This is a genomic window from Pseudomonas sp. F220 (assembly GCF_057813935.1).
In genome coordinates this window covers 42,594-65,351 of the sequence record NZ_JBVASJ010000010.1, presented here as the reverse complement: position 1 = coordinate 65,351, position 22,758 = coordinate 42,594, and the positions used below count along the sequence as shown (strand labels likewise).

Below are 22,758 nucleotides of genomic sequence, written 5' to 3'. Positions count from 1 at the left end.
TTCTAACTGAAACCTGCCCGTGCCTGATCGTCATCTACAGTGAACATGCGCGGGACTACTTAAAACGTCACGGAGAACCACACTATGAGCACTGATGGTGCTTTCAGTCGAAGCCGTCTGCTACCGAGCCTGCTCGGTATCCTGCTGCTGCTAATGGGCCTGGCCTTGCTGGCCGGGGGGATCAAGCTGAGCATGCTCGGCGGCTCGCTGTACTACTTGCTGGCCGGTATCGGCCTGGTGCTGACCGGGATTTTGCTGCTCGCTGCTCGCCGTGCCGCTTTGGGCCTGTATGCACTGGTGCTGTTCGCCAGCACCGTGTGGGCCTTGTGGGAAGTCGGCCTGGACTGGTGGCAATTAGTGCCGCGTCTGTCGCTGTGGTTCGCCCTTGGCGTGGTCCTGCTGTTACCGTGGTTCCGCCGTCCGTTGCTGCGCAATGGCGCCGCCCCGCTGGGTACTGGTGCGCTGAGCGTGGCCGTGGTCCTGGCCGGTGCCGCCGCCATTGGCAGCCAGTTCACCCATCCGGGTGAAATCATGGGCGAGTTGGGCCGCGACAGTGCCGACATGACCAGCACCGCGCCATCAATCCCCGAAGGCGACTGGCAGGCCTATGGCCGCACCGAATTTGGCGACCGTTACTCGCCGCTGCGCCAGATCACCCCGACCAACGTCGGCAAGCTGCAGGAAGCCTGGCGTATCCGCACCGGCGACTTGCCGACCGCCGATGACCCGGTGGAGCTGACCAACGAGAACACCCCGCTGAAGGTCAACGGCATGCTCTATGCCTGCACCGCCCACAGCAAAGTACTGGCTCTGGACCCGGACACCGGCAAGGAAATCTGGCGTTTCGACCCGCAGATCAAGAGCCCGGTGGGCTTCAAGGGCTTCGCCCACATGACCTGCCGTGGCGTCTCTTACTACGACGAGAACGCCTACGCCAAGGCTGAAAACGGCTCGGCCGCGACAATCTCCGAAGCAGGCAAAGTCGTTGCCCAGGCCTGCCCGCGTCGTCTCTACCTGCCCACCGCCGATGCTCGCCTGATCGCAATCAACGCCGAAACCGGCAAGCTCTGCGAAGGCTTCGGCAATCACGGCGTGGTTGACCTGACCCAAGGTATCGGCCCGTTCACCCCCGGTGGCTACTACGCCACCTCACCAGCGGCGATCACCCGTGATCTGGTGATCATGGGCGGTCACGTCACCGACAACGAGTCGACCAACGAGCCTTCAGGCGTGATCCGCGCCTTCGACATACACGACGGTCACCTGGTCTGGAACTGGGACAGCGGCAACCCGGAGGCTACCGAGCCTTTGGCTCCGGGCAAGATCTACACCCGCAACTCGCCGAACATGTGGTCGCTGGCCAGCGTCGACGAGAAACTGGGCATGGTTTACCTGCCGCTGGGCAACCAGATGCCTGACCAGTGGGGCGCAGACCGCACGCCGGGCGCTGAAAAATTCAGCGCTGGCCTGGTTGCTCTGGACCTGGCCACCGGCAAGGTGCGCTGGAACTACCAGTTCACCCATCATGACCTGTGGGACATGGACGTCGGCAGCCAGCCGACCCTGCTCGACCTGAAGACCGCCGACGGCGTCAAGCCGGCGCTGATCGCACCAACCAAGCAGGGCAGCCTGTATGTACTCGACCGTCGCGATGGCAAACCGATCGTGCCGATTCGCGAAATTCCGGTACCGCAAGGCGCGGTCACCGGCGACCATAGCGCCCCGACCCAGGCGCGCTCGGACCTCAACCTGCTCGGCCCCGATCTGACCGAGAAGGCCATGTGGGGCGCCAGTCCGTTCGACCAGATGCTCTGCCGCATCCAGTTCAAGCAACTGCGCTACGAAGGCCAGTACACCCCGCCGTCGTTGCAGGGCAGCTTGATCTATCCGGGTAACGTCGGGGTGTTCAATTGGGGCAGCGTGTCGATCGACCCGGTTCGCCAGTTGATGTTCACCAGCCCGAACTACATGGCGTTCGTCTCGAAACTGATTCCCCAGGCAGAAGTGGCTGCCGGTAGCAAGCGCGAGAGTGAGACCTCTGGCATACAACCCAACACCGGCGCGCCGTACGCGGTGACCATGCACCCGTTCATGTCGCCGTTCGGCGTACCGTGCCAGGCTCCGGCGTGGGGCTATGTAGCCGGTATCGACCTGACCATCAACAAAGTGGTCTGGAAGCGCAAGAACGGCACCAGCCGCGACAGCTCGCCGCTCCCCTTCGGCCTGCCTATCGGCGTGCCAAGCATGGGCGGCTCAATTGTCACCGCCGGTGGCGTGGGCTTCCTCAGCGGCACCCTGGACCAATACCTGCGCGCCTATGACGTCAACAGCGGCAAGGAACTGTGGAAATCGCGCCTGCCGGCCGGCGGCCAAGCCACACCGATGACCTACACCGGCAAGGACGGCAAACAGTACGTGCTGCTCGTCGTCGGTGGCCACGGCTCCTTGGGCACCAAAATGGGCGACTATGTGATCGCTTACAAACTGGCGGAATAAGCGCTAGCGGCAGTAATGAAAAAGGCGACTCCCGAAAGGTAGTCGCCTTTTTTGTGGGGAGGATACAAATCCCATAACACTGGCTATTAGCGCTGGCTTTGCTTTTGATTCGGCTTCTGATCCACCTGCCCCTTCGGAAGGCCGAGTGCAGGTGTTCATCAGGGGGTTGGCGCGCAGCGCCGTTCGGCGAAGCCGGACACATCGAGAGGAGGTCGTCGCGAAGCAGACCGTAGGCGATGCCCCCTGATGGATACCGAAGCAAGGGAACCCCGAGCCTAAGCGAGGGGCCGTACGCTCGGGGCGAGCGTTTTTTGCTTCCTTTTTTCGGCGCTTGTAAAAAAGGGAGTTGCCGTAAGGGCGAAACCGCCAGCCGCCATCACGACAAAAACGGATATGTACGCCATCAAAAGGTAAGTCGGCTGCAAGTCCGCCATCGCAGGCAAGCCAGCTCCCACAGTTAATCGGTGTACATCCCACAAAACTGCATCGGCTTTCAGGCCGCCATCGCGAGCAAGCTCGGCTCCTACAGCTGGGCGAAGACCTGTCCACAACCTGAATACACCTTATGAAATATCCGCTAACAACCTCTCACCATTGAAACCACTGTTCACCTGCCCCATCTAACCTCCATACCCAATGCGCAGGTGCCCCATGAGCGACCAGCAAGAATTCCCGGAAGATCCGAGCGACTACGCCGATCCAGAAAACGCCGAACACCACACGACGGGCACCGGTCTGGCCCTCCCCGGGCAGAATCTACCGGACAAGGTCTACATCATCCCGATCCACAATCGGCCGTTCTTCCCGGCGCAAGTGCTGCCGGTGATCGTCAACGAAGAGCCCTGGGCCGAAACCCTTGATCTGGTGAGCAAATCCGATCATCACTCCCTGGCGCTGTTCTACATGGACACCCCGCAGGAAGACCCACGGCATTTCGACACTTCGAGCCTGCCGCTCTACGGCACGCTGGTGAAGGTCCATCACGCCAGCCGCGAAAACGGCAAACTGCAATTCGTTGCCCAGGGCCTGACTCGCGTGCGCATTCGCACCTGGCTCAAGCATCATCGCCCACCGTATCTGGTGGAAGTCGAATACCCGCATCAACCGAGTGAGCCGACCGACGAGGTCAAGGCTTACGGCATGGCGCTGATCAACGCGATCAAGGAACTCCTGCCGCTCAACCCGCTGTACAGCGAAGAGCTGAAGAATTACCTCAACCGCTTTAGCCCCAACGACCCGTCGCCGCTGACCGACTTCGCCGCCGCACTGACCTCGGCCACCGGCAACGATCTGCAAGAAGTGCTCGACTGCGTGCCGATGCTCAAGCGCATGGAAAAAGTCCTGCCGATGCTGCGCAAGGAAGTCGAAGTCGCGCGGTTGCAGAAAGAAATCTCTGCCGAAGTGAACCGCAAGATCGGCGAGCACCAACGCGAGTTCTTCCTCAAGGAACAACTTAAGGTCATCCAGCAGGAGCTAGGCCTGACCAAGGACGACCGCAGCGCCGACATTGAACAATTCGAGCAGCGGTTGGTGGGTAAAGTCCTGCCGCCTCAGGCGCAAAAGCGTGTCGAAGAGGAAATGAACAAGTTGTCGATCCTCGAAACCGGCTCGCCGGAATACGCGGTGACCCGCAACTATCTGGAGTGGGCGACGGCGGTGCCGTGGGGCGTGTATGGCGAGGACAAACTCGACCTCAAATACGCGCGCAAAGTGCTCGACCAGCACCACGCCGGGCTCGGCGACATCAAGACCCGGATCCTCGAATTCCTCGCGGTCGGCGCCTACAAAGGCGAGATCAGCGGTTCCATCGTGCTGCTGGTGGGCCCGCCGGGTGTGGGCAAGACCAGCGTTGGCAAGTCCATCGCCGAATCCCTCGGCAGACCGTTCTATCGCTTCAGCGTCGGCGGCATGCGTGATGAGGCGGAGATCAAAGGCCATCGCCGGACCTACATCGGCGCCCAACCGGGCAAACTGGTGCAGGCACTTAAAGAAGTCGAAGTGATGAACCCGGTGATCATGCTCGACGAGATCGACAAGATGGGCCAGAGCTACCAGGGCGACCCGGCCTCGGCGCTGCTGGAAACCCTAGATCCGGAACAGAACGTCGAATTTCTCGACCACTACCTGGACCTGCGTCTGGACCTGTCGAAAGTGCTGTTCGTCTGCACTGCCAACACCCTGGACTCGATTCCCGGTCCGCTGCTTGACCGTATGGAAGTGATTCGCCTGTCCGGCTATATCACTGAAGAAAAGATCGCCATCGCCAAGCGTCACCTGTGGCCCAAACAGCTGGAAAAGGCCGGCGTATCCAAAGGCAGCCTGTCCATCAGCGACAGCGCCCTGCGCGCGGTAATCGACGGTTATGCACGCGAGGCTGGGGTGCGGCAGCTGGAAAAACAGCTGGGCAAACTGGTGCGCAAATCGGTGATGAAGTTGATCGACGAGCCGAACGCGGTGATCAAGATCGGCAACAAGGACCTGGAAGCCTCCCTCGGCATGCCAGTGTTCCGCAATGAGCAAGTGCTCAGTGGCACCGGGGTGATCACCGGGCTGGCGTGGACCAGCATGGGCGGCGCGACTCTGCCGATCGAAGCGACGCGAATTCACACGCTTAATCGCGGCTTCAAACTCACCGGGCAACTGGGTGACGTGATGAAGGAGTCAGCCGAGATCGCCTATAGCTACATCAGCTCCAACCTCAAGCAGTTCGGCGGTGATGCGAAGTTCTTCGACGAAGCCTTCGTCCATCTGCACGTACCGGAAGGCGCCACACCGAAAGACGGCCCAAGCGCTGGAGTGACCATGGCCAGTGCACTGCTGTCGCTGGCGCGCAACCAACCACCGAAAAAAGGTGTGGCCATGACCGGCGAACTGACCCTGACCGGCCATGTACTGCCGATCGGCGGCGTGCGCGAGAAGGTCATCGCGGCGCGACGGCAGAAAATCCATGAATTGATCCTGCCGGAACCCAACCGCGGCAACTTTGAAGAACTGCCGGACTACCTCAAGGAAGGGATTACCGTGCACTTCGCCAAACGGTTTGCGGATGTGGCGAAGGTGTTGTTCTGACAGATCAGCGGTGCCTGGGCTGACGCTATCGCGAGCAAGCTCGCTCCTACATGGATTGCGTTAACCCTGTAGGAGCGAGCTTGCTCGCGATGACGTCATAACTACCGACGATGAACCGTCGCCCGTCCCGCTCGTCACACTTTGTCTCATCTTCGGTTATGCTCGCCGTTCGTCGTGTATGACCGGAGCTTCCTGACCCATGTCCCCCACCCGTCTGCTTCTCCCCCTCAGCCTCGCACTGCTCGCCGCCTGCGCCAGCCAACCCAAGCAGAACGTCACTGTGGATAAACAGAGCGAGTGCCCTGTGCAGTTGAAGACCGGGCAGAACCTGATCCTGACGCTGCCGAGCAATCCGACCACAGGCTATCGCTGGGCGATTCAGGATTCGGCCGGGGGCGTTCTGCGCAGCCTCAGCCCTGAGGTTTACAGCAATCCGCAAGACACCGGACTGGTAGGCAGTGCCGGGCAGTCGACCTGGCGCTTTCAGACCTTCGCAGCCGGTAACGGTCGCTTGCGTCTGACTTATTCACAGCCATGGGCACCGGAAGTGCCGCCGGTGGAAACCTTCGACTGCCCGATTTCGGTTAACTAATCATGGGCTGGCTGATCCTTGCGCTGATGGGCGCGGTGACCTTCATCTACGGGTTGAGCGTTCATGCCGAACTGCTGTGCCTGCTGGTCAAGCCGTTGCCGGTGCTGGCGTTGCTCGGTTGGTTGCACGATGCACCACCCAACGACTATCGACGCTGGATCAGCCTGGGCTTGCTGTTTTCCCTGCTCGGTGATGTGCTGCTGGCGTGGCCCGGGGATTTGTTCATATTCGGCCTCGGGGCGTTTTTAATCGCCCACCTGGCCTATCTGAAAGCGTATGTGAGTGACTGCCGTCGGCTGGCGCTATTGCCGCTGTTGCTGGCGCTCGGTGTCGGGGCGGTGTTGCTGGGAGTCCTGATTTCACATGGACTTGGCCCGTTGCTGATTCCGGTGATTATTTACGGTTTGGCCATCAGCGCCATGCTCTGGAGAGCACTGGCACGCTTGGGCAGCGATGTGCCCAAGCGTTCGGCGTTGCTCGCGGCCGGCGGTGCCGTGGCGTTTGTGTTCTCAGACAGTGTGATTGGCATCAGCCGCTTTGTGGTGGCCTTCGAGGCCGCGCCGTACCTGATCATCCTCAGCTACTGGCTAGGGCAATGGGGGATAGCGGCGTCGGCGTTTGCGCAAAAACCGCGCTGAATGTAGATCGGATACCCCGGCGCTTTATCAGACAGACCGCGCATCCCCTCGCCAAGTTGGCTAAAATGCCGACCTTTTCCACCTATACCGCTGGAACCGCCGTGAGCAAAGAACCCGATCGCCTTTTCGCCCAGCCCCTGCCTCAGGTGCCGGACTTCGCCTTCAATGAGGACGTGGTGCGGGTATTCCCGGACATGATCAAGCGTTCGGTGCCGGGTTATCCGACCATTGTCGAGAATCTGGGTGTACTCGCGGCGCAATTCGCCCAACCCAACAGTGTGCTGTACGACCTGGGTTCTTCCCTCGGTGCCGTGACCCAGGCCTTGCGCCGTCACGTGCGCACCGACGGTTGCCGGGTGATCGCTGTGGATAACTCGGCGGCGATGGTCGAGCGTTGCCGCGAATACCTCAACGGCCAGGACTCGATGTTCCAGGAGCTGCTGCCGGTAGAAGTGATCGAGGGGGATATCCTCGCCCTGGAGTTCCAACCAGCCTCGGTGGTGGCGTTGAACTTCACTCTGCAATTCATTGCCCCTGAACAGCGCCTGGCGCTGCTGAGCCGTATTCGCCAGTCCTTGTTACCAGGTGGCGCGCTGATTCTCTCGGAGAAACTGCGTTTCGTTGACGCCCAGGAGCACGCGCTGCTCACCGACCTGCATATCGCCTTCAAACGCGCCAACGGCTACAGCGAACTGGAAATCGCCCAGAAGCGCAGCGCCATCGAAAACGTAATGAAACCCGATAGCCTCGAAGAACACCGCGAACGCCTGCTGGCGGCCGGGTTCTCGAAAGTCGTGCCGTGGTTCCAGTGTCTTAACTTTGCCTCGTTGATTGCCTTGCCATGATTGATCTGTCCCCCCTCGCCCGTCGTCTGGCCGGCACACCGTTGGCTGAATGGGCCAACAGCCTGCAAGCGCAACTCGACACCAAAATGGAAAAGGGTCACGGCGACCTGGAGCGCTGGCAGAGTGCGCTGGATGCCCTGCCGAAGATCATGCCGAGCCAGATCGACTTGCTCAGCGGTTTGACCCTTGATACCGACTGCGATGATGAAACCCGCGCGCAGATGCGCACCGCGCTGATGGGCCTGTCGCCGTGGCGAAAAGGTCCCTTTGACCTGTTCGGGGTGCACGTCGACACCGAATGGCGCTCGGACTGGAAGTGGTCACGGGTCGCCCCGCATCTGGACCTCAAGGGTAAACGGGTGCTGGATGTCGGTTGCGGCAACGGCTACTACATGTGGCGCATGCTCGGTGCCGGTGCCGACAGCGTGATCGGTGTCGATCCGAACTGGCTGTTCTTCTGTCAATTCCAGGCGGTGCAGCGTTACTTGTCGGAACCGTCGGCGTGGCATCTGCCCTTTCCCTTCGAAGACCTGCCGCCGAACCTGGAAGGCTTCGACATGGTGTTTTCCATGGGCGTGTTCTACCACCGTCGCTCGCCAATCGAGCATTTGCTGGCGCTCAAAGACTGCCTGGTGAAGGGCGGCGAACTGGTGCTGGAGACGTTGGTGGTGGAAGGCGACGTGCATCACGTGCTGGTGCCGGAAGACCGCTACGCACAGATGCGCAACGTCTGGTTCCTGCCGTCGGTGCCGGCACTGATGCTATGGCTGCGCCGCGCCGGGTTCAGCGATGTGCGGTGCGTGGATGTCAGCGTGACCAGCGTCGAGGAACAACGCGCAACTGAGTGGATGAAGTTTCAGTCGCTGAGCGATTACCTTGATCCCGACGATCACAGCAAGACCATTGAAGGTCTGCCAGCGCCGATGCGCGCGGTGATTGTGGCCCGCAAATAACCCCCCGATCCCACACTACCAATAGAGATCCCCTGTGGGAGCGAGCCTGCTCGCGAAAGCGGACTGACATTCAACATCGATGTTGGATGTTATGGCCTCTTCGCGAGCAGGCTCGCTCCCACATTTGTTTGGTGTTTACTCAGTAGGTTTCGCCCTACGCGCCTTGAAAAACTCGCTCAACACCGTTCCACATTCTTCGGCCAGGACTCCGCCTTCGAACAACACCCGGTGGTTGAGAAAGCCCTGACTGAAGAACTGGCCCTGGCTTTGCACGATCCCGGCTTTGGGCTCCAGCGCGCCATACACCACCCGTGCAATCCGCGAATGCACGATCAAACCGGCGCACATGCTGCACGGTTCAAGCGTCACGTACAGCGTGCTGCCCGGCAGACGGTAATTGCTCGCAGCCTGCGCCGCAGCGCGGATCGCGACCATCTCGGCGTGTGCGCTGGGGTCGCTGCCACTGATCGGGCAGTTGAAGCCGCGACCGATGATTTCACCGTCCTGCACCAGCACCGCGCCCACCGGCACTTCGCCCAGAGCGGCGCCTTGGGCGGCCAGGGCCAGGGCTTCGCGCATGAAGTCCTGGTCGCGGCTGCGGTCAATGATGTGCGGTTGACGCATCTGGCGCATCAGGAAACCTCGATGGCGGCCATCAGGCCGGTTTCCATATGGTCGATCACATGGCAGTGGAACATCCACACCCCCGGATTATCCGCCACCAACGCGACGCGAGCGCGCTCGTTTTTACCCAGCAGGTAGGTGTCGGTGAAGTACGGGATGATCTTCTTGCGGTTCGAGGCGATGACCTTGAAGCTCATGCCGTGCAAGTGAACCGGATGCTGGTACTGAGTCATGTTCTTCAATTCGAAAATGTAGCTTTTGCCCTTTTTGAGTGTGGCAATCGGGCGGTCGGCGCAGGTTTTGTCGGTGATATCCCAAGCCTTGCCATTGATCTGCCACAGGCTTGGCGGTTTGCCATTGTCCACGTTCACCGAGACCGAGCCAACCCATTCAAAGTTGAAGTTGAGTTTCTCGGCGTTGGCGATGTCCGGTTCGGAGATCGGGTTGGCCGGCAGCGCCGGTGGCCACTCGGTCGGCGCATCGGTGTTGACCACCGAACGGAAAGTGCCGAGACGTACCGGGCCGTTGCGCAGGGACAGTTCTTCACCGGCTGGCGGTGCCTTGATCGCCAGGCAGATGCGCATGCCAGGACCCAGCCAATATTCCTTGCCCAGTGGACGCGGCGCGATGGGGTTGCCGTCCAACGCGTAGATCTGTGCTTCGACGCCGGGGATGTTGATCCGATAGGTCAGGGTGTTGTCGAGGTTGAGCAAACGCACCCGGGTGATCTGCCCGGCTGGCAGGTCGACCACCGCTTGCGATACGCCGTTGATGGTCGACAGTCGCCCGGCCGTGCCACCGCGAGCGGCTTCACGAGGAATGCTGAACGCCACGAAGGCGCCTTCTTCATCGACGTGCCAACTCTTCAGGCTCAGGGTTTGCTCGTACTTGAAACCAGTGGGCTCGCGTTCTTCGATGATCAGCGGCCCGACCAGCCCGCGACCCAACTCCTCGCTGCTGTTCACATGAGGGTGATACCAGTAGCTGCCGGCGTCCGGCACACGGAATTTGTAGTCAAAATATTCGCCGGGCAAGACCGGCAGTTGCGAAACGTAGGGTACGCCGTCCATTTCCAGCGGCAGGCGAATGCCGTGCCAATGGATGGTGGTGGCGACCGGCAGATGGTTGATGAAGCGCACCCGCAGCCACTCTCCCTGACGCACCCGTAATTCGGTGCCTGGTGCCGAGGGACCAAAAGCCCAGGCCTCGGTTTTGTGCCCGGCTACCAGCTCGACATCCAGGGGGGCGGCAATCAGCTCGTAATCGTGACCTGCGTCAGCGTCGGCCATCTTCCCCAGCCAGTAGCGCGACGCGCCACCCACCCCGACTCCAACCACCACAAGACCGGCCAAACCACCGAGTATTTGTCGACGGGTAAAGGACATTGACTCAACTACCTCACGTATCAGCAGCAGGCCTTGGCCCGCAAAAGGCGAATACGATACACCCGCAGTTGAGAAACAGTAAGCGTGACGCGGCGACTGGCCGCAGAGGGCCCCGTAGCAGCTGCCGAGCCCGCGAGGCTGCGTTCGGCTGCGCAGCAGTCGTAATCCGGCACATGCGGCGCATATGAAAGATCGCAGTGGATGGTCTTGCGACCGCTTCGCGCTCGAACGCAGCCTCGCGGGCTCGGCAGCTGCTGCAGGAGCTTGGTCAATTCGACTGCGGGTTTAGCCCGATCAAATGCACCACCCCACCCGCCAACATCATCACCCCCGGCACACCGGCCGCACGCAAGGCCACCGGGTCCAACTGCGCATCATCGTGCAGTTCCACCCGCACCCGCGTCAGGGCGATGCATTGTTGGGACTTGAGGTTATTCGCACCGCCCAATGCGTCCAGCACTGCTGGCTCCAACGATGAAACACCTTGCGGTTGAACAACCGTTTTGGGCTGATCCACCACCAGATCCGGCGTCAGGGCTTTCCAGAACGCCCGCTGCAATTTCTCGAACATGTTCAGTTCTCCAAAACCAATGAGGCGACGACCGCCGACTGTTGATGCTGGTGCAAGGCTTCACGCACCTGCTCAGCACTTTCCAGGCTCAGAACATGTTGTGCGATGACCTGGCAATCCCTCAGATCCACCTCGCGGATCGTCGCTTTGATCGCCGGAATCAACGGCACGCTGACCGACAGTTCATCCACCCCCAGTCCCAGCAATAGCGGCACCGCCAGGGTCTCGGAAGCCAACGCCCCGCACACGCCGACCCACTTGCCATGGGCATGGGCGGCTTTCACGGTGCTGGCGATCAAACGCAGCACTGCCGGATGGAGGCTGTCAGCCTGGCTGGCTAACCGCGGATGATCACGGTCCATGGCCAGGGTGTATTGGGTCAGGTCGTTGGTGCCAATGGAGAAGAAATCCACTTCGGGGGCGAACAGATCAGCCATCAACGCCGCCGCCGGAACCTCGATCATGATGCCCAGCTTCGGCAATGCCTTGAGTCCCTGTGTCAGCGCTTCCTCTTCGAGCATCTGCCGCGCCTGACGCAGTTCGGACAGCTGCGTGACCATCGGCAGCATGATGTGCAAACGGGTTAACCCGGCGCAGGTCAGAATCGCCCGGAACTGCTCACGCAACAGCTCAGGACGCTCCAGGCACAGGCGAATCCCGCGCATGCCCAGGAATGGATTGGCCTCGCTGTCCATCGGCACATAGGCCAGCGGTTTGTCGCCACCGACGTCCAGGGTGCGCACCACCAGATTGCGCTCAGGCCCCAACACGCGGGCAATGGCACTGTAGGTGGCCGCTTGCTCGTCATGGCTCGGTGCGCTGTTACGCTCCAGATAGAGAAACTCCGAACGCAGCAGACCGACGCCCTCACCACCCAATGTCATCGCCTGCTCGACCTCAGGCAGCGAGGCGACGTTGGCCGTCACCTCGAAGTGATGGCCGTCACGGGTACACGCCGCCAGCGAAGCGTGCTCAAGTTCGCGCTGATGCCGTAGCCGTTGCTGCTGACGTTTGGTCTGCAACTGCTTGATAGCCGACAGGTCCGGGTCGAGGTGTAACTCGCCTTTGTCGGCGTCGAGCAAGACTTGAGTCCCGCTGACCAGTGACAGCACCTGCGCTGGCAGCCCGCACAGCGCCGGCAAGCCAAAGGCCCGGGCGAGAATCGCAACATGACTGGTTGCCCCGCCACCTACTGTGGCAAACCCTACAACTTTGCTCAGGTCCAGGGCGGCCGTTTGTGAAGGAGTGAGTTGATCAGCAATCAGGATCGCTTGCTCCGGCAAGACCCAGGCGCTGTCCTGCACGCCAAGGATCAACTTGAGTACCCGCTGGCCGACGTCTGCCAGGTCCAGCGCACGCTCTGCCAGCAAAGTGCTTCCCAGGTTCTTGATCAGGTCCGAAGTCGCCTCGGTCGAACTGCGCCAGGCGAACGCGGCGCTTTTCCCTTCGGCGATCAAAACCTGAGCCTGTTCCAGCAAGCTCGGGTCTTCCAGCAACTCCTGATGCGCCTTGAAGATCTCGGCCTGTGCATCACCTGTCGCGCTATCACGCAAGCGTTGCAGCGCTAACGCAGCCTGAACCAACGCATGCTCCAGGTGCTTGCGTTCAACCGCTTGATCCGAGCCGAACTCAACCACTTCAAGGGTCTGTTCCGCCACCTGAACTACTTGCCCGAACGCCGAGCCCGGCGAGGCACAGACACCCCGCAACAGTTTCGCCGAAGACAGTTCGACCCGCGCAACCGGCTCACTCACTGCCTCCTTAGCGACGGTTTCACCGCAGCCCGCGGCCAGCAATTCAGTCAGGGTCTTGATCGCCAGCTCGGCGTCCTCGCCCGCCGCGCTGACCTGCAAGGCATCGCCCTGCGCGGTCTGCAATGCCATGATTGCCACCAAGGATTTGGCGTTGGCACTGGCCTGTTGTTTATGCAGACAAATGCTCGCCACAAACCCCTTCGCCGCCTGAGCAAATACCGCCGCAGGACGGGCGTGCAAACCGTTCGGGTTGGGCAAGGTCACCGGTTTGGAAAACAGCGTCTCGCCCTGTTCTTCTACCGCAGCACTTGAAACCTGATCCCCCAGACTCAAACGCAACAACGGCTGGCCGCTTTCCACCAGAGCGCAATCAGGCGTCAGCAGGGTAAAGGGCTCAGCGCTGACCACCAGCATCAAGGTCAACAGGCTGCGGGCATGCAAGGCGATGTAATCGGCGTCGAATTCGATCAGTGCCTGCCCGGCCTCAACCCGCTGGCCCTCTTCCACCAGCCGCTTGAAGCCCTTCCCTGCCAGGTTCACGGTATCCAGCCCAATGTGCATCAACACCTGCACACCGCTGTCGTCGGTGATGCTGACCGCATGGCCACTGTGCTGCAGATTGCTGATCACCCCGGCCAGCGGCGCGCAGAGGGTTTGCGACGTCGGGTCGATGCACAGGCCGTCACCGATCAGACGGCTGGAAAATACCGGATCCGGCACTTGATCAAGCGGCATCAGCACCCCGGACAGGGGCGCTAGCAGTTGCAAATGTTGGGTTGTGGCCATGACGTCACCTGCTGTTTTGTTCTTTGAAGTACTGATGGAGCGCGAGCTCCGACAGCATCGCTTATTTCCACCAATACTCGACCTGCAAACCGACGTTCGAACCATGCAGCGCCGTACCGAAAGCACCGGTATCGGACAACGCCGAACCCGCCGCCAACTCATTCGCCGCACGTTTGGCCGCCTCGTTCCAGCTGGCATAGGTGTAGTACAAACGCACTTCCGGGCGCGCCCAGAAATCCGGGCCCTTGGGCGACCAGGTCGGGGCGAAGGTGAACTTGCTCAGCTTACGCGTGCCACCCGGGGCTTCGACCTGATCGTGACCCAGCTCGGTAACCAGTTTGAATTGTTCAGTGATGGCATACGCCGGACGAATGCCGAGGGAAATCCAGTTCTGATCGTTGCCGTCCGGACGAATGTCTTTCTGATAGACCGCCTCGACCTGGCCACCAAAGCGCGGCGTCACTTGCCAGTCGAAGAACTCCACCAAACGGTAACTTTTGTTGCTGTCGTCGAGGCCGACATCGCCGGTGTAACCCAACCCGGTGCCCGGGCCTTCGCCGTATTGAAAAGCCAGTTTGTTCTTGCCACCCAAAAAGTCTTTTTGCACGTGCTGGGTGGTAATCGCCCAGCCACGATGCGCGTCGCGACTGTCCGGCTTGTCGATGTAGCTCAGGCCGAACTCCAGCTCACCGCCGGGGTTGGTCTTGAACCCGGCGACGTTGAAGTCGTGCCGGGTGATGTAGTCCTTCTGGTACAGATTGTCCTTGCGCGAGAAGGCGTAGCTGTACTTCAGATCACCGATCAGCACGTCTTCGACACCACCGCCAGTAGCGCTCTGGTTCCAGTAGTAGAAGTCGGAAATATGGATGTCGTTACGTTTGTAGTAACGCCGACCGGCCCACAACGAGCCGCCATTGAGGCTCGGCATTTTCGACCACTGCGCGTACAGCTGCGGCATCCGCACAGAGCCGTTGTCGCCCTGGAAGGTCAGGTTGCGGTCGTATTGGTTATACAGCGATGCCATACCGTCGACGCTGAGTACCGAGCCGTCGTCGAGGGTGAACAAGTCCTGACGCAACTCCAGCTCCGCGTACTGCTCACATTCGTTGCCCAAGCGGTATTTCGACTGCGCGCCAGGCAATTGAAAACACGACTGCGAGTTGCTGTTGACCGAGGTCCCCACGCCGCTGCGCATGTAACCGGCGAACTCCAGGGCTTGGGCCGAAAACGGCAATGCCAGGCACACGCACGATGCTGCAAGGCTGCGATTTATTGTTGTTCTCAAGAGCCACCCCATTATTTTTATAGCGTTTACTCTGCAAAAGTGGCGCGCAAAACTCCCCCGCGCAGCACTCTGCGAGTTGTTTTAAACAGTATGTTTAGTGGTCGGTTAGATGCAGAACGAACGACTCGTAAGGCCGCAGGAATAGCTGCTGATTACGGGTTGGACAGTCCCCGTAGTTGCTGATAACCAAGCGTTGCCTCATCGCGTCAGTGATCACCCCTTCTGGCAATTCAACTTCGCAGGCCGCGGCGTAGAAGTTGTTCACCACCAGCAAACACTCACCTTTACCTTCGCGCAGGTAAGCCCAGACTTGCGGGTGTTCGGGCAAAAGCTGGCGATAGACACCGTCCTGAATCAGTGGCTCGCTGCGACGCAAGGCGATCAGTTGGCGGTAGTGATGCAGCACCGAAGCCGGATCGTTGAACTGCTGTTCGACGTTGATCTGCACCGCGTTTTCCGGCACGCCGATCCAGGGTTCGGTGCTACTGAAACCGGCGTGTGCTTGAGCGTTCCATTGCATGGGTGTGCGACCGTTGTCCCGGGACTTCTGCATGATCGCCGCCATGCTTTGAGCCTCGGATTCACCGGCCTCGCGCTTGAGGCGATGGATGTTCAGCGTCTCGACATCGCGGTACTGGTCGATGTGATCGAAGCCCGGATTGGTCATGCCCAGCTCTTCACCCTGGTACACAAAAGGCGTGCCCTGAAGGAAGTGCAGCGCGGTACCGAGCATCTTCGCCGAGACCACTCGGTATTCGCCCTCATCACCGAAGCGCGAAACCACTCGCGGCTGATCGTGGTTACACCAAAACAGCGCATTCCAACCACCGCCAGCCTGCATGCCGGTCTGCCAATCGGAAAGGATGCGCTTGAGGTCGAGGAAGTCGAAATCGGCGCGAATCCATTTCTGCAGGTTTGGGTAATCGACTTTCAGGTGATGAAAGTTGAAGGTCATCGACAACTCTTTCGACTCTGGACGCGAGTAACGAATGCAGTGCTCGAGACGGGTGGAGGACATCTCGCCGACATTGATCAAGTCGTGACCTTCGAAGACTTCGCGGTGCATTTGTTGCAAGTAGTCGTGGACGTTCGGGCCATCGGTATAGAAGCGCCGACCGTCGCTGTTGTCCTCAGGGAAGTCTGCCGGCTTCGAGATCAGGTTGATCACGTCCAGACGGAACCCGCCGACGCCCTTGTCACGCCAGAAGCGCATCATCTTGAAGACTTCGGCGCGCACCTGAGGGTTGTCCCAGTTCAGGTCGGCCTGAGTGTGGTCGAACAAGTGCAGAAAATACTGCCCGGTTTGCGCCTCGTATTCCCAGGCCGATCCGCCGAACTTGGACTCCCAGTTGTTCGGTTGATCGCGCCAGATGTAAAAGTCGCGGTACGGGTTATCAAGACTGCTGCGGGCTTGCTGGAACCACGGGTGTTCGATAGACGTGTGGTTGACCACGATATCGAGCATCAACTTGATACCGCGTTTGCCCGCCTCGGCAATCAACAGTTCGCAGTCGGCCATGGTTCCGTAGCTCGGGTCGATGGCGTAGTAGTCGCTGATGTCGTAACCGTTGTCGCGCTGCGGCGAACGCAGGAACGGCGTGATCCACAGGCAGTCGACGCCCAGCCAGTGCAGGTAATCGAGCTTGGCCACGACACCGAGCAAGTCACCCGTGGCTTTACCTGCATGGCTGTGAAAACTCTTCGGGTAGATCTGGTAGATCACCGAACGCTGCCAGTCTTGCATGACTGAGTTCCTTCAATTGGTTTGGTACTGGCCTAGAGGGCCTCTTCGCGAGCAGGCTCGCTCCTACATTGGAATGCGATCAACTGTGGGAGCGAGCCTGCTCGCGAATGCGATCTGTCAGGCAACTCGATACCCCGGCCGAACAATCTTCATGCTCAACCCACAAGTCAGCACGAACGGCACCACCATCGCGATCACCATGCCGATCACAAACATCGGGATGAATTGCGGAATAATCGAGATGAAACCCGGTAGCCCGCCCACGCCAATCGCCGAGGCCTGGACCTTGTTCAGGGAAAGGAAGATGCAACCCAGCGCCGAACCGATCAGGGCGGCGTAGAACGGAAATTTGTAGCGCAGGTTGACCCCGAACATCGCCGGCTCGGTGATACCGAAGTAGGCGGAAATCGCCGAGGTCGAGGCCATGCTGCGGTCCCGGGCATTGCGACTCATGGTGAACACCGCCAGCGCCGCACTGCCTTGAGCGAGGTTGGACATGACGATCATCGGCCAGATGAAAGTGCCGCCCTGAGTCGAGATCAGCTGCAGGTCCACGGCGAGGAACATGTGGTGCATGCCGGTGATGACCAGCGGCGCGTAGAGCAAACCGAAAATTGCCCCGCCAACCATCGGCGCCAGGTCGAACAGCGTGACCACGCCTTCGGTGATGAGAATCCCCAAATGCCGCGTCACCGGCCCAATCACTGCCAACGCCAACACACCTGTGACCACAATGGTGGTGATCGGCACGACCAGCAGCTGAATAGCGTTCGGCACACGCGCTCGCAGCCATTTTTCGAGGGTGCTCATGACCCAGGCCGCCAGCAGGATCGGCAGGATTTGTCCCTGATAACCGACTTTTTCGATCTGGAACAAACCGAGGATGTCGAAGTACGGCAGGCTCTGGCCATCGAGGCCAGCGACCGCTTTGCCGTAGTTCCAGGCGTTGAGCAAATCAGGGTGAACCAGCATCAGGCCGAGGACAATGCCGAGGATTTCGCTGCCGCCAAAACGCTTGGCCGCCGACCAGCCCACCAGCGCTGGAAGGAACACGAACGAGGTGTTGGCCATCAAATTGATCAGGCTCCACACCCCGTCGAGCGTCGGGTAGGCCTCCAGCAGTGTCTTGTCGGCAATGAACATGCCCTTGGCGCCGATCAGGTTGTTAATGCCCATCAGCAGGCCGGCAATGATCAGCGCTGGCAGGATGGGCATGAACACATCGGAAAACACCCGTACCAAGCGCTGCATGGCGTTGGTTTTGTCAGCACCTTTCTTTTTCACGTCGGCAATGGTCGCCGCGGCCAGGCCTGTCTGTTGGCGCAACGCGGCGTAAACCTTCTCCACTTCACCGGGGCCGATGACGATTTGGAACAGGCCGCCGGTAAAGAACGTCCCTTTGACCAGATCGATCTGGTTCAGCTTCGCGCTGTTGACCAGGCTTGGGTCTCTGAGCGCCAGTCGCAGTCGGGTGACGCAATGGGCCGCTTGCTCGAGGTTGTCTGCACCACCGAGGTTTTGAATAATCTCGCTGGCGATATTCGGATAGTCGTGGCTCATGCTTTTTCTTCCGCTTAAGTTTTTTGTTATTGGCAGCACGCCGAAGCGAAAAGTACTCGTCTGTACGAGTTAAAGCAACAACTCGTACAGACGAGTTACAATTTGTTTATCCTGAACCTGACCAATGGCGCGATTCCCGGCAAAAACCGTCCCCCGCAGCATCTGCCGCCAGGCTGCTACAGGAATGTATTTCAGCGCTAAATGGACAAACCCCACCTCTGCCCTTAAGGTTCCAGACCTTGAGCGCAGCGGCACAGAGCCATCCCCATGAGTAAATACAACCAGATCTACACCGATCTGCTTGCCAGCATCACCACCGAGCGCCTGGAACGTGGCGCCCGGTTGCCTTCCGAAACCGAATTGATGGACAGCTACCAGGCCAGTCGCGGCACCGTGCGCAAAGCCATCGAGCAACTTCAGGAGCGCGGCTTCGCCCAGAAAATCCATGGCAAAGGCACCTTTGTCTTGTCGCCCAACCCGATCGAATTCCAATTAGGCGGGATCGTCAGTTTTCAGGAAACCTACCCGCGGTTGGGCAATGACGTCAGCACCGAAGTGGTCGAATTCAGTCAGTTCCCCCTCGAAGGCGCCCTACTCGAACACATCCAGGCGCAAGAAGGCAGCCTGATCACCCGCATCAAGCGCGTGCGGCGGATCGACGGCAAGCGGGTGATTCTCGACATCAACCATTTCGTCGCAGAGCTGATTCCGGGACTGGATCGCGAAATCGCCGAACACTCGATCTACGCCTTTATCGAGCAGACCCTGCAACTGCAGATCAGCTATGCGCAGCGGACCATCGAAGCCGTACCGCGAAGCAAGGATGACCAGCAACACCTGGACCTTGAAGGCCAGAGTCATGTGATCGTGGTCAGCAACCAGACCTTTCTGCAGGACGGCCGCCAGTTCGAGTACACCGAGTCGCGGCATACGCTGGACAAGTTCTATTTCTCCGATGTGGCGCGGCGCTGACTCAAGGAAAGAGCGCTTTCGCATCACAGACCAGAAAAATGCCGTCCAGCCGGGTCTGTGCGGGAAGGCTTTTATCCGAAACGCAAAAGGCCGTGTGAACTCACGTTCACACGGCCTCTCTTGGTGCTACCGGCGGTCAAGCCATCAAGGCTTGCGCAGGATCACTCCCACTCAATGGTCGCTGGCGGCTTGCTCGACACGTCGTAGGTGACGCGGGAGATACCTTCGATTTCATTGATGATCCGGCCGCTGACGGTTTCCAGCAGCTCGTAAGGCAGGTGTGCCCAACGGGCGGTCATGAAGTCAACGGTTTCCACTGCACGCAGGGCAACAACCCATGCGTAGCGACGGGCATCACCGACCACGCCTACCGATTTCACCGGCTGGAACACCACGAAAGCCTGGCTGACTTTGTGGTACCAATCGGCTTTGCGCAGCTCTTCGATGAAGATATGGTCTGCGCGACGCAGCAGGTCGGCGTATTCCTTCTTCACTTCACCGAGGATCCGCACGCCCAGACCTGGGCCCGGGAACGGGTGACGGTAGACCATGTCGTACGGCAGGCCGAGTTCCAGGCCCAGACGACGGACTTCGTCTTTGAACAGCTCGCGCAGGGGTTCAACCAGCTTGAGGTTCATTTCTTCCGGCAGGCCACCCACGTTGTGGTGGGACTTGATCACGTGAGCCTTGCCGCTTTTGGCGCCAGCCGACTCGATCACATCCGGGTAAATAGTGCCCTGGGCCAGGTACTTGATGTTGTCGAGCTTGCAGGATTCGGCATCGAACACATCGATGAAGGTGCGGCCGATGATCTTGCGCTTCTTCTCAGGGTCCGACTCGCCCGCCAGGTTATCGAGGAACTGGTCGGCAGCGTTGGCGCGAATCACTTTGACGCCCATGTTCTCGGCGAACATGGCCATCACTTGCTCGCCTTCATGCAGACGCAGCAGACCGTTGTCGACGAAGACGCAAGTCAGTTGGTCGCCGATAGCCTTGTGCAGCAGCGCAGCCACTACCGAAGAGTCAACACCGCCGGACAGGCCGAGCAGTACGTTGTCGGTACCCACCTGGGCGCGGACTTGCGCGATGGCGTCTTCAGCGATGTGCGACGGGGTCCACAGGGCTTCGCAGCCGCAGATGTCGAGGATAAAGCGCGAAAGGATGCGACCGCCCTGCTTGGTGTGGGTCACTTCCGGGTGGAACTGCACGCCGTAGTAGCCACGGGTGTCGTCAGCCATGCCGGCAATCGGGCAGCTCGGGGTGCTGGCCAGAATGTGGAAGCCTTTCGGGATTTCGGTGACTTTGTCGCCGTGGCTCATCCACACATCAAGACCGAAGACGCCGTCGGCATCGACATGGTCTTCGATGCCATCGAGTACGCGGCTCTTGCCGACGACGTCGACACGGGCGTAACCGAATTCACGCAGTTCGGAACCCTGGACGCGACCGCCCAGCTGTTCAGCCATGGTCTGCATGCCGTAGCAGATACCGAAGACCGGTACGCCCAGGTCCCAGACTGCTTGCGGAGCGCGTGGGCTGTTGGCTTCGTGCACGGACTCGGGGCCGCCGGCGAGGATGATCCCGCGCGGTGCGAATTCGCGAATCGCTTCGTCGTCCATGTCAAACGGATGCAGTTCGCAGTAGACACCGATTTCACGCACGCGGCGGGCGATCAGCTGGGTGTACTGGGAACCGAAGTCGAGGATCAGGATGCGGTGAGCGTGAATGTCGAGGGCCATGACTCATTCTCGTCTAAATTCAAAAACGACGCGGGGCTGAAGAAAACAGCCCCGGTTACTTGATTCATCAATCACCTTCAGGCCTGAACCTGAAGGTGATCACTATCAACCTACGCGATAGTTTGGAGCTTCTTTGGTGATCTGCACGTCGTGGACGTGAGATTCAGCCATACCGGCGCCAGTGATGCGCACGAATTCAGGCTTGGTGCGCATTTCTTCGATGTCGGCACTGCCGGTGTAACCCATCGAAGAGCGCAAGCCGCCCATCAACTGGTGGATGATGGCGCTCAGGCTGCCCTTGTACGGAACACGACCTTCGATACCTTCCGGCACCAGCTTCTCGGCACCCGCGGAGGAGTCCTGGAAGTAGCGGTCGGAGGAACCTTGAGCCTGGGACATAGCGCCCAGCGAACCCATGCCACGGTAAGCCTTGTACGAACGACCCTGGAACAGTTCGATCTCGCCTGGTGCTTCTTCAGTACCGGCGAACATCGAGCCCATCATCACGCAGGAAGCACCGGCTACGATGGCCTTGGACAGGTCACCGGAGAAACGGATGCCGCCGTCGGCGATCAATGGAACGCCAGTGCCTTCAAGGGCCGCGGCGACGTTGGCGATGGCGCTGATTTGCGGCACACCAACACCGGCAACGATGCGCGTGGTGCAAATCGAGCCAGGACCGATACCGACCTTGACTGCGTCAGCGCCGGCGTCAGCCAGGGCTTTTGCCGCAGCGCCGGTGGCGATGTTGCCGCCGATGACCTGCACTTGCGGGAAGTTCTCTTTGACCCAGCGAACGCGGTCGATCACGCCTTTGGAGTGGCCGTGGGCGGTGTCGACTACAACAACGTCAACGCCGGCAGCAACCAGTGCTGCAACACGATCGCCAGTGTCTTTACCGGTACCGACGGCAGCACCAACGCGCAGACGACCTTGATCATCCTTGCTGGCCAGCGGGTAAGCCTTGGCTTTCTCGATGTCGTTGACGGTCATCATGCCTTTGAGGGCGAACTTGTCGTCGACGATCAACACACGTTCGATGCGGTGTTTGTGCAACAGCTCGCGGACGTCGTTCTTGTCGGCGCCTTCCTTGACCGTGACCAGGCGCTCTTTAGGCGTCATCACTTCACGGACGGTGGCATCCAGCCGATTTTCGAAACGCACATCGCGGGAGGTGACGATGCCGACCAGGTCGCCATCGTGCAGTACCGGAACGCCGGAGATATTGTGCATGCGGGTCAATTCGAACAGTTCACGAACCGTGGCGTCAGCCTCGATGGTGATCGGGTCCTTGACCACGCCAGCCTCATAACGCTTGACCTTACGCACTTCGGCAGCTTGCTGCTCGATGGTCATGTTCTTGTGGATAATGCCGATGCCGCCTTCCTGAGCCATGGCAATTGCCAAACGGGCTTCAGTGACGGTGTCCATGGCAGCGGAAACCAGAGGAATATTCAGCTCGATGCCACGGGTTAGGCGGGTCTTGAGACTGACTTCGTTAGGAAGCACCTCGGAATAACCGGGCACTAGGAGAATGTCGTCGAATGTCAGAGCTTCTTGGCTGATACGCAGCATCGCGGGGGCTCCCGAGCGGGAAAATGGAAGCGCGCCATTATACTCAGACACCCCCTTGGGCTCAATGTAAAACTCTGCCTATTATTGGCGAGGTGATGGGAGGGTAATTTGATAGACCGCAGCGTCTGCATCGCGAGCAAGCTCGCTCCTACAAGAACACAGTCGATCCT

16 protein-coding genes are annotated in these 22,758 nt (G+C 59.9%); 7 read left to right on the top strand and 9 right to left on the bottom strand.

The features are described 5' to 3' along the window. The first annotated feature begins 84 nt into the window (after positions 1-84). The 6 genes from ACZYSM_RS11750 to cmoB all read left to right on the top strand — a co-directional run bounded on the left by ACZYSM_RS11750 (position 85) and on the right by cmoB (position 8,593). Positions 85-2,496 carry a glucose/quinate/shikimate family membrane-bound PQQ-dependent dehydrogenase gene (locus ACZYSM_RS11750; protein ID WP_489071656.1) on the top strand — a complete coding sequence of 804 codons (2,412 nt, stop codon included), beginning with the start codon at positions 85-87 and terminating at the stop codon, positions 2,494-2,496. Between the two features lie 651 nt (positions 2,497-3,147). Further along, positions 3,148-5,565: an endopeptidase La gene (gene lon, locus ACZYSM_RS11745; RefSeq protein WP_489071655.1), complete on the top strand. Its 2,418-nt coding sequence runs from the start codon at positions 3,148-3,150 to the stop codon at positions 5,563-5,565. Between the two features lie 199 nt (positions 5,566-5,764). After that, the gene (locus tag ACZYSM_RS11740) at positions 5,765-6,157 is read left to right on the top strand and encodes a protease inhibitor I42 family protein (protein WP_489071654.1); all 393 of its coding nucleotides are present in this window, start codon (positions 5,765-5,767) and stop codon (positions 6,155-6,157) included. 2 nt (positions 6,158-6,159) lie between these two features. Further along, positions 6,160-6,795 carry a lysoplasmalogenase gene (locus ACZYSM_RS11735; protein ID WP_489071653.1) on the top strand — a complete coding sequence of 212 codons (636 nt, stop codon included), beginning with the start codon at positions 6,160-6,162 and terminating at the stop codon, positions 6,793-6,795. A gap of 65 nt (positions 6,796-6,860) precedes the next feature. Further along, a complete protein-coding gene (cmoA, locus tag ACZYSM_RS11730; RefSeq protein WP_489071652.1) occupies positions 6,861-7,640 on the top strand; it encodes a carboxy-S-adenosyl-L-methionine synthase CmoA in 780 nt (259 codons plus the stop codon). Then, positions 7,637-8,593 carry a tRNA 5-methoxyuridine(34)/uridine 5-oxyacetic acid(34) synthase CmoB gene (gene cmoB / locus ACZYSM_RS11725; protein WP_489071651.1) on the top strand — a complete coding sequence of 319 codons (957 nt, stop codon included), beginning with the start codon at positions 7,637-7,639 and terminating at the stop codon, positions 8,591-8,593. Before cmoA ends, cmoB begins: the two co-directional genes overlap by 4 nt. A 135-nt stretch (positions 8,594-8,728) precedes the next feature. On the opposite strand, the gene tadA is transcribed toward cmoB, so the two are convergent. The 7 genes from tadA to treP form a co-directional block, all read right to left on the bottom strand. Beyond that, complete coding sequence (tadA, locus tag ACZYSM_RS11720) at positions 8,729-9,226, bottom strand: tRNA adenosine(34) deaminase TadA (RefSeq protein WP_489071650.1); 498 nt, start codon at positions 9,224-9,226, stop codon at positions 8,729-8,731. Beyond that, positions 9,226-10,602 (bottom strand): multicopper oxidase family protein, encoded by a 1,377-nt coding sequence (locus ACZYSM_RS11715; protein ID WP_489071649.1) that lies wholly within the window; start codon positions 10,600-10,602, stop codon positions 9,226-9,228. The genes tadA and ACZYSM_RS11715 overlap by 1 nt, the downstream gene beginning before the upstream one ends. A 268-nt stretch (positions 10,603-10,870) precedes the next feature. Then, positions 10,871-11,173, bottom strand: a complete 303-nt coding sequence (locus tag ACZYSM_RS11710; RefSeq protein WP_489071648.1) for a PTS sugar transporter subunit IIB — start codon at positions 11,171-11,173, stop codon at positions 10,871-10,873. A 2-nt stretch (positions 11,174-11,175) separates the two neighbouring features. Continuing rightward, positions 11,176-13,713, bottom strand: coding sequence for a phosphoenolpyruvate--protein phosphotransferase (gene ptsP, locus ACZYSM_RS11705; RefSeq protein ID WP_489071647.1), 2,538 nt, complete (start codon positions 13,711-13,713; stop codon positions 11,176-11,178). A gap of 61 nt (positions 13,714-13,774) precedes the next feature. Further along, positions 13,775-14,998: a maltoporin gene (locus tag ACZYSM_RS11700; RefSeq protein ID WP_489071646.1), complete on the bottom strand. Its 1,224-nt coding sequence runs from the start codon at positions 14,996-14,998 to the stop codon at positions 13,775-13,777. Positions 14,999-15,092: 94 nt separating this feature from the next. Then, entirely contained in the window at positions 15,093-16,742 is a 1,650-nt protein-coding gene (gene treC, locus ACZYSM_RS11695; protein ID WP_489071645.1) for an alpha,alpha-phosphotrehalase, read from the bottom strand. A gap of 117 nt (positions 16,743-16,859) precedes the next feature. Next, positions 16,860-18,302, bottom strand: a complete 1,443-nt coding sequence (gene treP, locus ACZYSM_RS11690; RefSeq protein WP_489071644.1) for a PTS system trehalose-specific EIIBC component — start codon at positions 18,300-18,302, stop codon at positions 16,860-16,862. Positions 18,303-18,569: 267 nt separating this feature from the next. On the opposite strand from treP, the gene treR reads away from it, so the two are divergent. Next, entirely contained in the window at positions 18,570-19,274 is a 705-nt protein-coding gene (gene treR, locus ACZYSM_RS11685) for a trehalose operon repressor (RefSeq protein WP_489071643.1), read from the top strand. 161 nt (positions 19,275-19,435) lie between these two features. Here treR and guaA read toward each other — a convergent pair whose 3' ends face one another. Next, on the bottom strand, positions 19,436-21,013 hold the full coding sequence (guaA, locus tag ACZYSM_RS11680) for a glutamine-hydrolyzing GMP synthase (RefSeq protein ID WP_489071642.1): 1,578 nt from the start codon (positions 21,011-21,013) through the stop codon (positions 19,436-19,438). Between the two features lie 105 nt (positions 21,014-21,118). Beyond that, positions 21,119-22,588, bottom strand: coding sequence for an IMP dehydrogenase (gene guaB, locus ACZYSM_RS11675; protein WP_489071641.1), 1,470 nt, complete (start codon positions 22,586-22,588; stop codon positions 21,119-21,121). Between the last annotated feature and the right edge of the window lie 170 nt (positions 22,589-22,758).

Bases quoted from the DNA above. Each gene is read 5' to 3' on its own strand.
- treR (WP_489071643.1), top strand. From the start codon at position 18,570: ATGAGTAAATACAACCAGATCTACACCGATCTGCTTGCCAGCATCACC.
- ACZYSM_RS11735 (WP_489071653.1), top strand. From the start codon at position 6,160: ATGGGCTGGCTGATCCTTGCGCTGATGGGCGCGGTGACCTTCATCTAC.
- cmoB (WP_489071651.1), top strand. From the start codon at position 7,637: ATGATTGATCTGTCCCCCCTCGCCCGTCGTCTGGCCGGCACACCGTTG.
- ACZYSM_RS11740 (WP_489071654.1), top strand. From the start codon at position 5,765: ATGTCCCCCACCCGTCTGCTTCTCCCCCTCAGCCTCGCACTGCTCGCC.
- cmoA (WP_489071652.1), top strand. From the start codon at position 6,861: ATGCCGACCTTTTCCACCTATACCGCTGGAACCGCCGTGAGCAAAGAA.
- guaB (WP_489071641.1), bottom strand. From the start codon at position 22,588: ATGCTGCGTATCAGCCAAGAAGCTCTGACATTCGACGACATTCTCCTA.
- guaA (WP_489071642.1), bottom strand. From the start codon at position 21,013: ATGGCCCTCGACATTCACGCTCACCGCATCCTGATCCTCGACTTCGGT.
- ACZYSM_RS11750 (WP_489071656.1), top strand. From the start codon at position 85: ATGAGCACTGATGGTGCTTTCAGTCGAAGCCGTCTGCTACCGAGCCTG.
- treP (WP_489071644.1), bottom strand. From the start codon at position 18,302: ATGAGCCACGACTATCCGAATATCGCCAGCGAGATTATTCAAAACCTC.
- treC (WP_489071645.1), bottom strand. From the start codon at position 16,742: ATGCAAGACTGGCAGCGTTCGGTGATCTACCAGATCTACCCGAAGAGT.
- lon (WP_489071655.1), top strand. From the start codon at position 3,148: ATGAGCGACCAGCAAGAATTCCCGGAAGATCCGAGCGACTACGCCGAT.
- ACZYSM_RS11710 (WP_489071648.1), bottom strand. From the start codon at position 11,173: ATGTTCGAGAAATTGCAGCGGGCGTTCTGGAAAGCCCTGACGCCGGAT.
- tadA (WP_489071650.1), bottom strand. From the start codon at position 9,226: ATGCGCCAGATGCGTCAACCGCACATCATTGACCGCAGCCGCGACCAG.
- ptsP (WP_489071647.1), bottom strand. From the start codon at position 13,713: ATGGCCACAACCCAACATTTGCAACTGCTAGCGCCCCTGTCCGGGGTG.
- ACZYSM_RS11715 (WP_489071649.1), bottom strand. From the start codon at position 10,602: ATGTCCTTTACCCGTCGACAAATACTCGGTGGTTTGGCCGGTCTTGTG.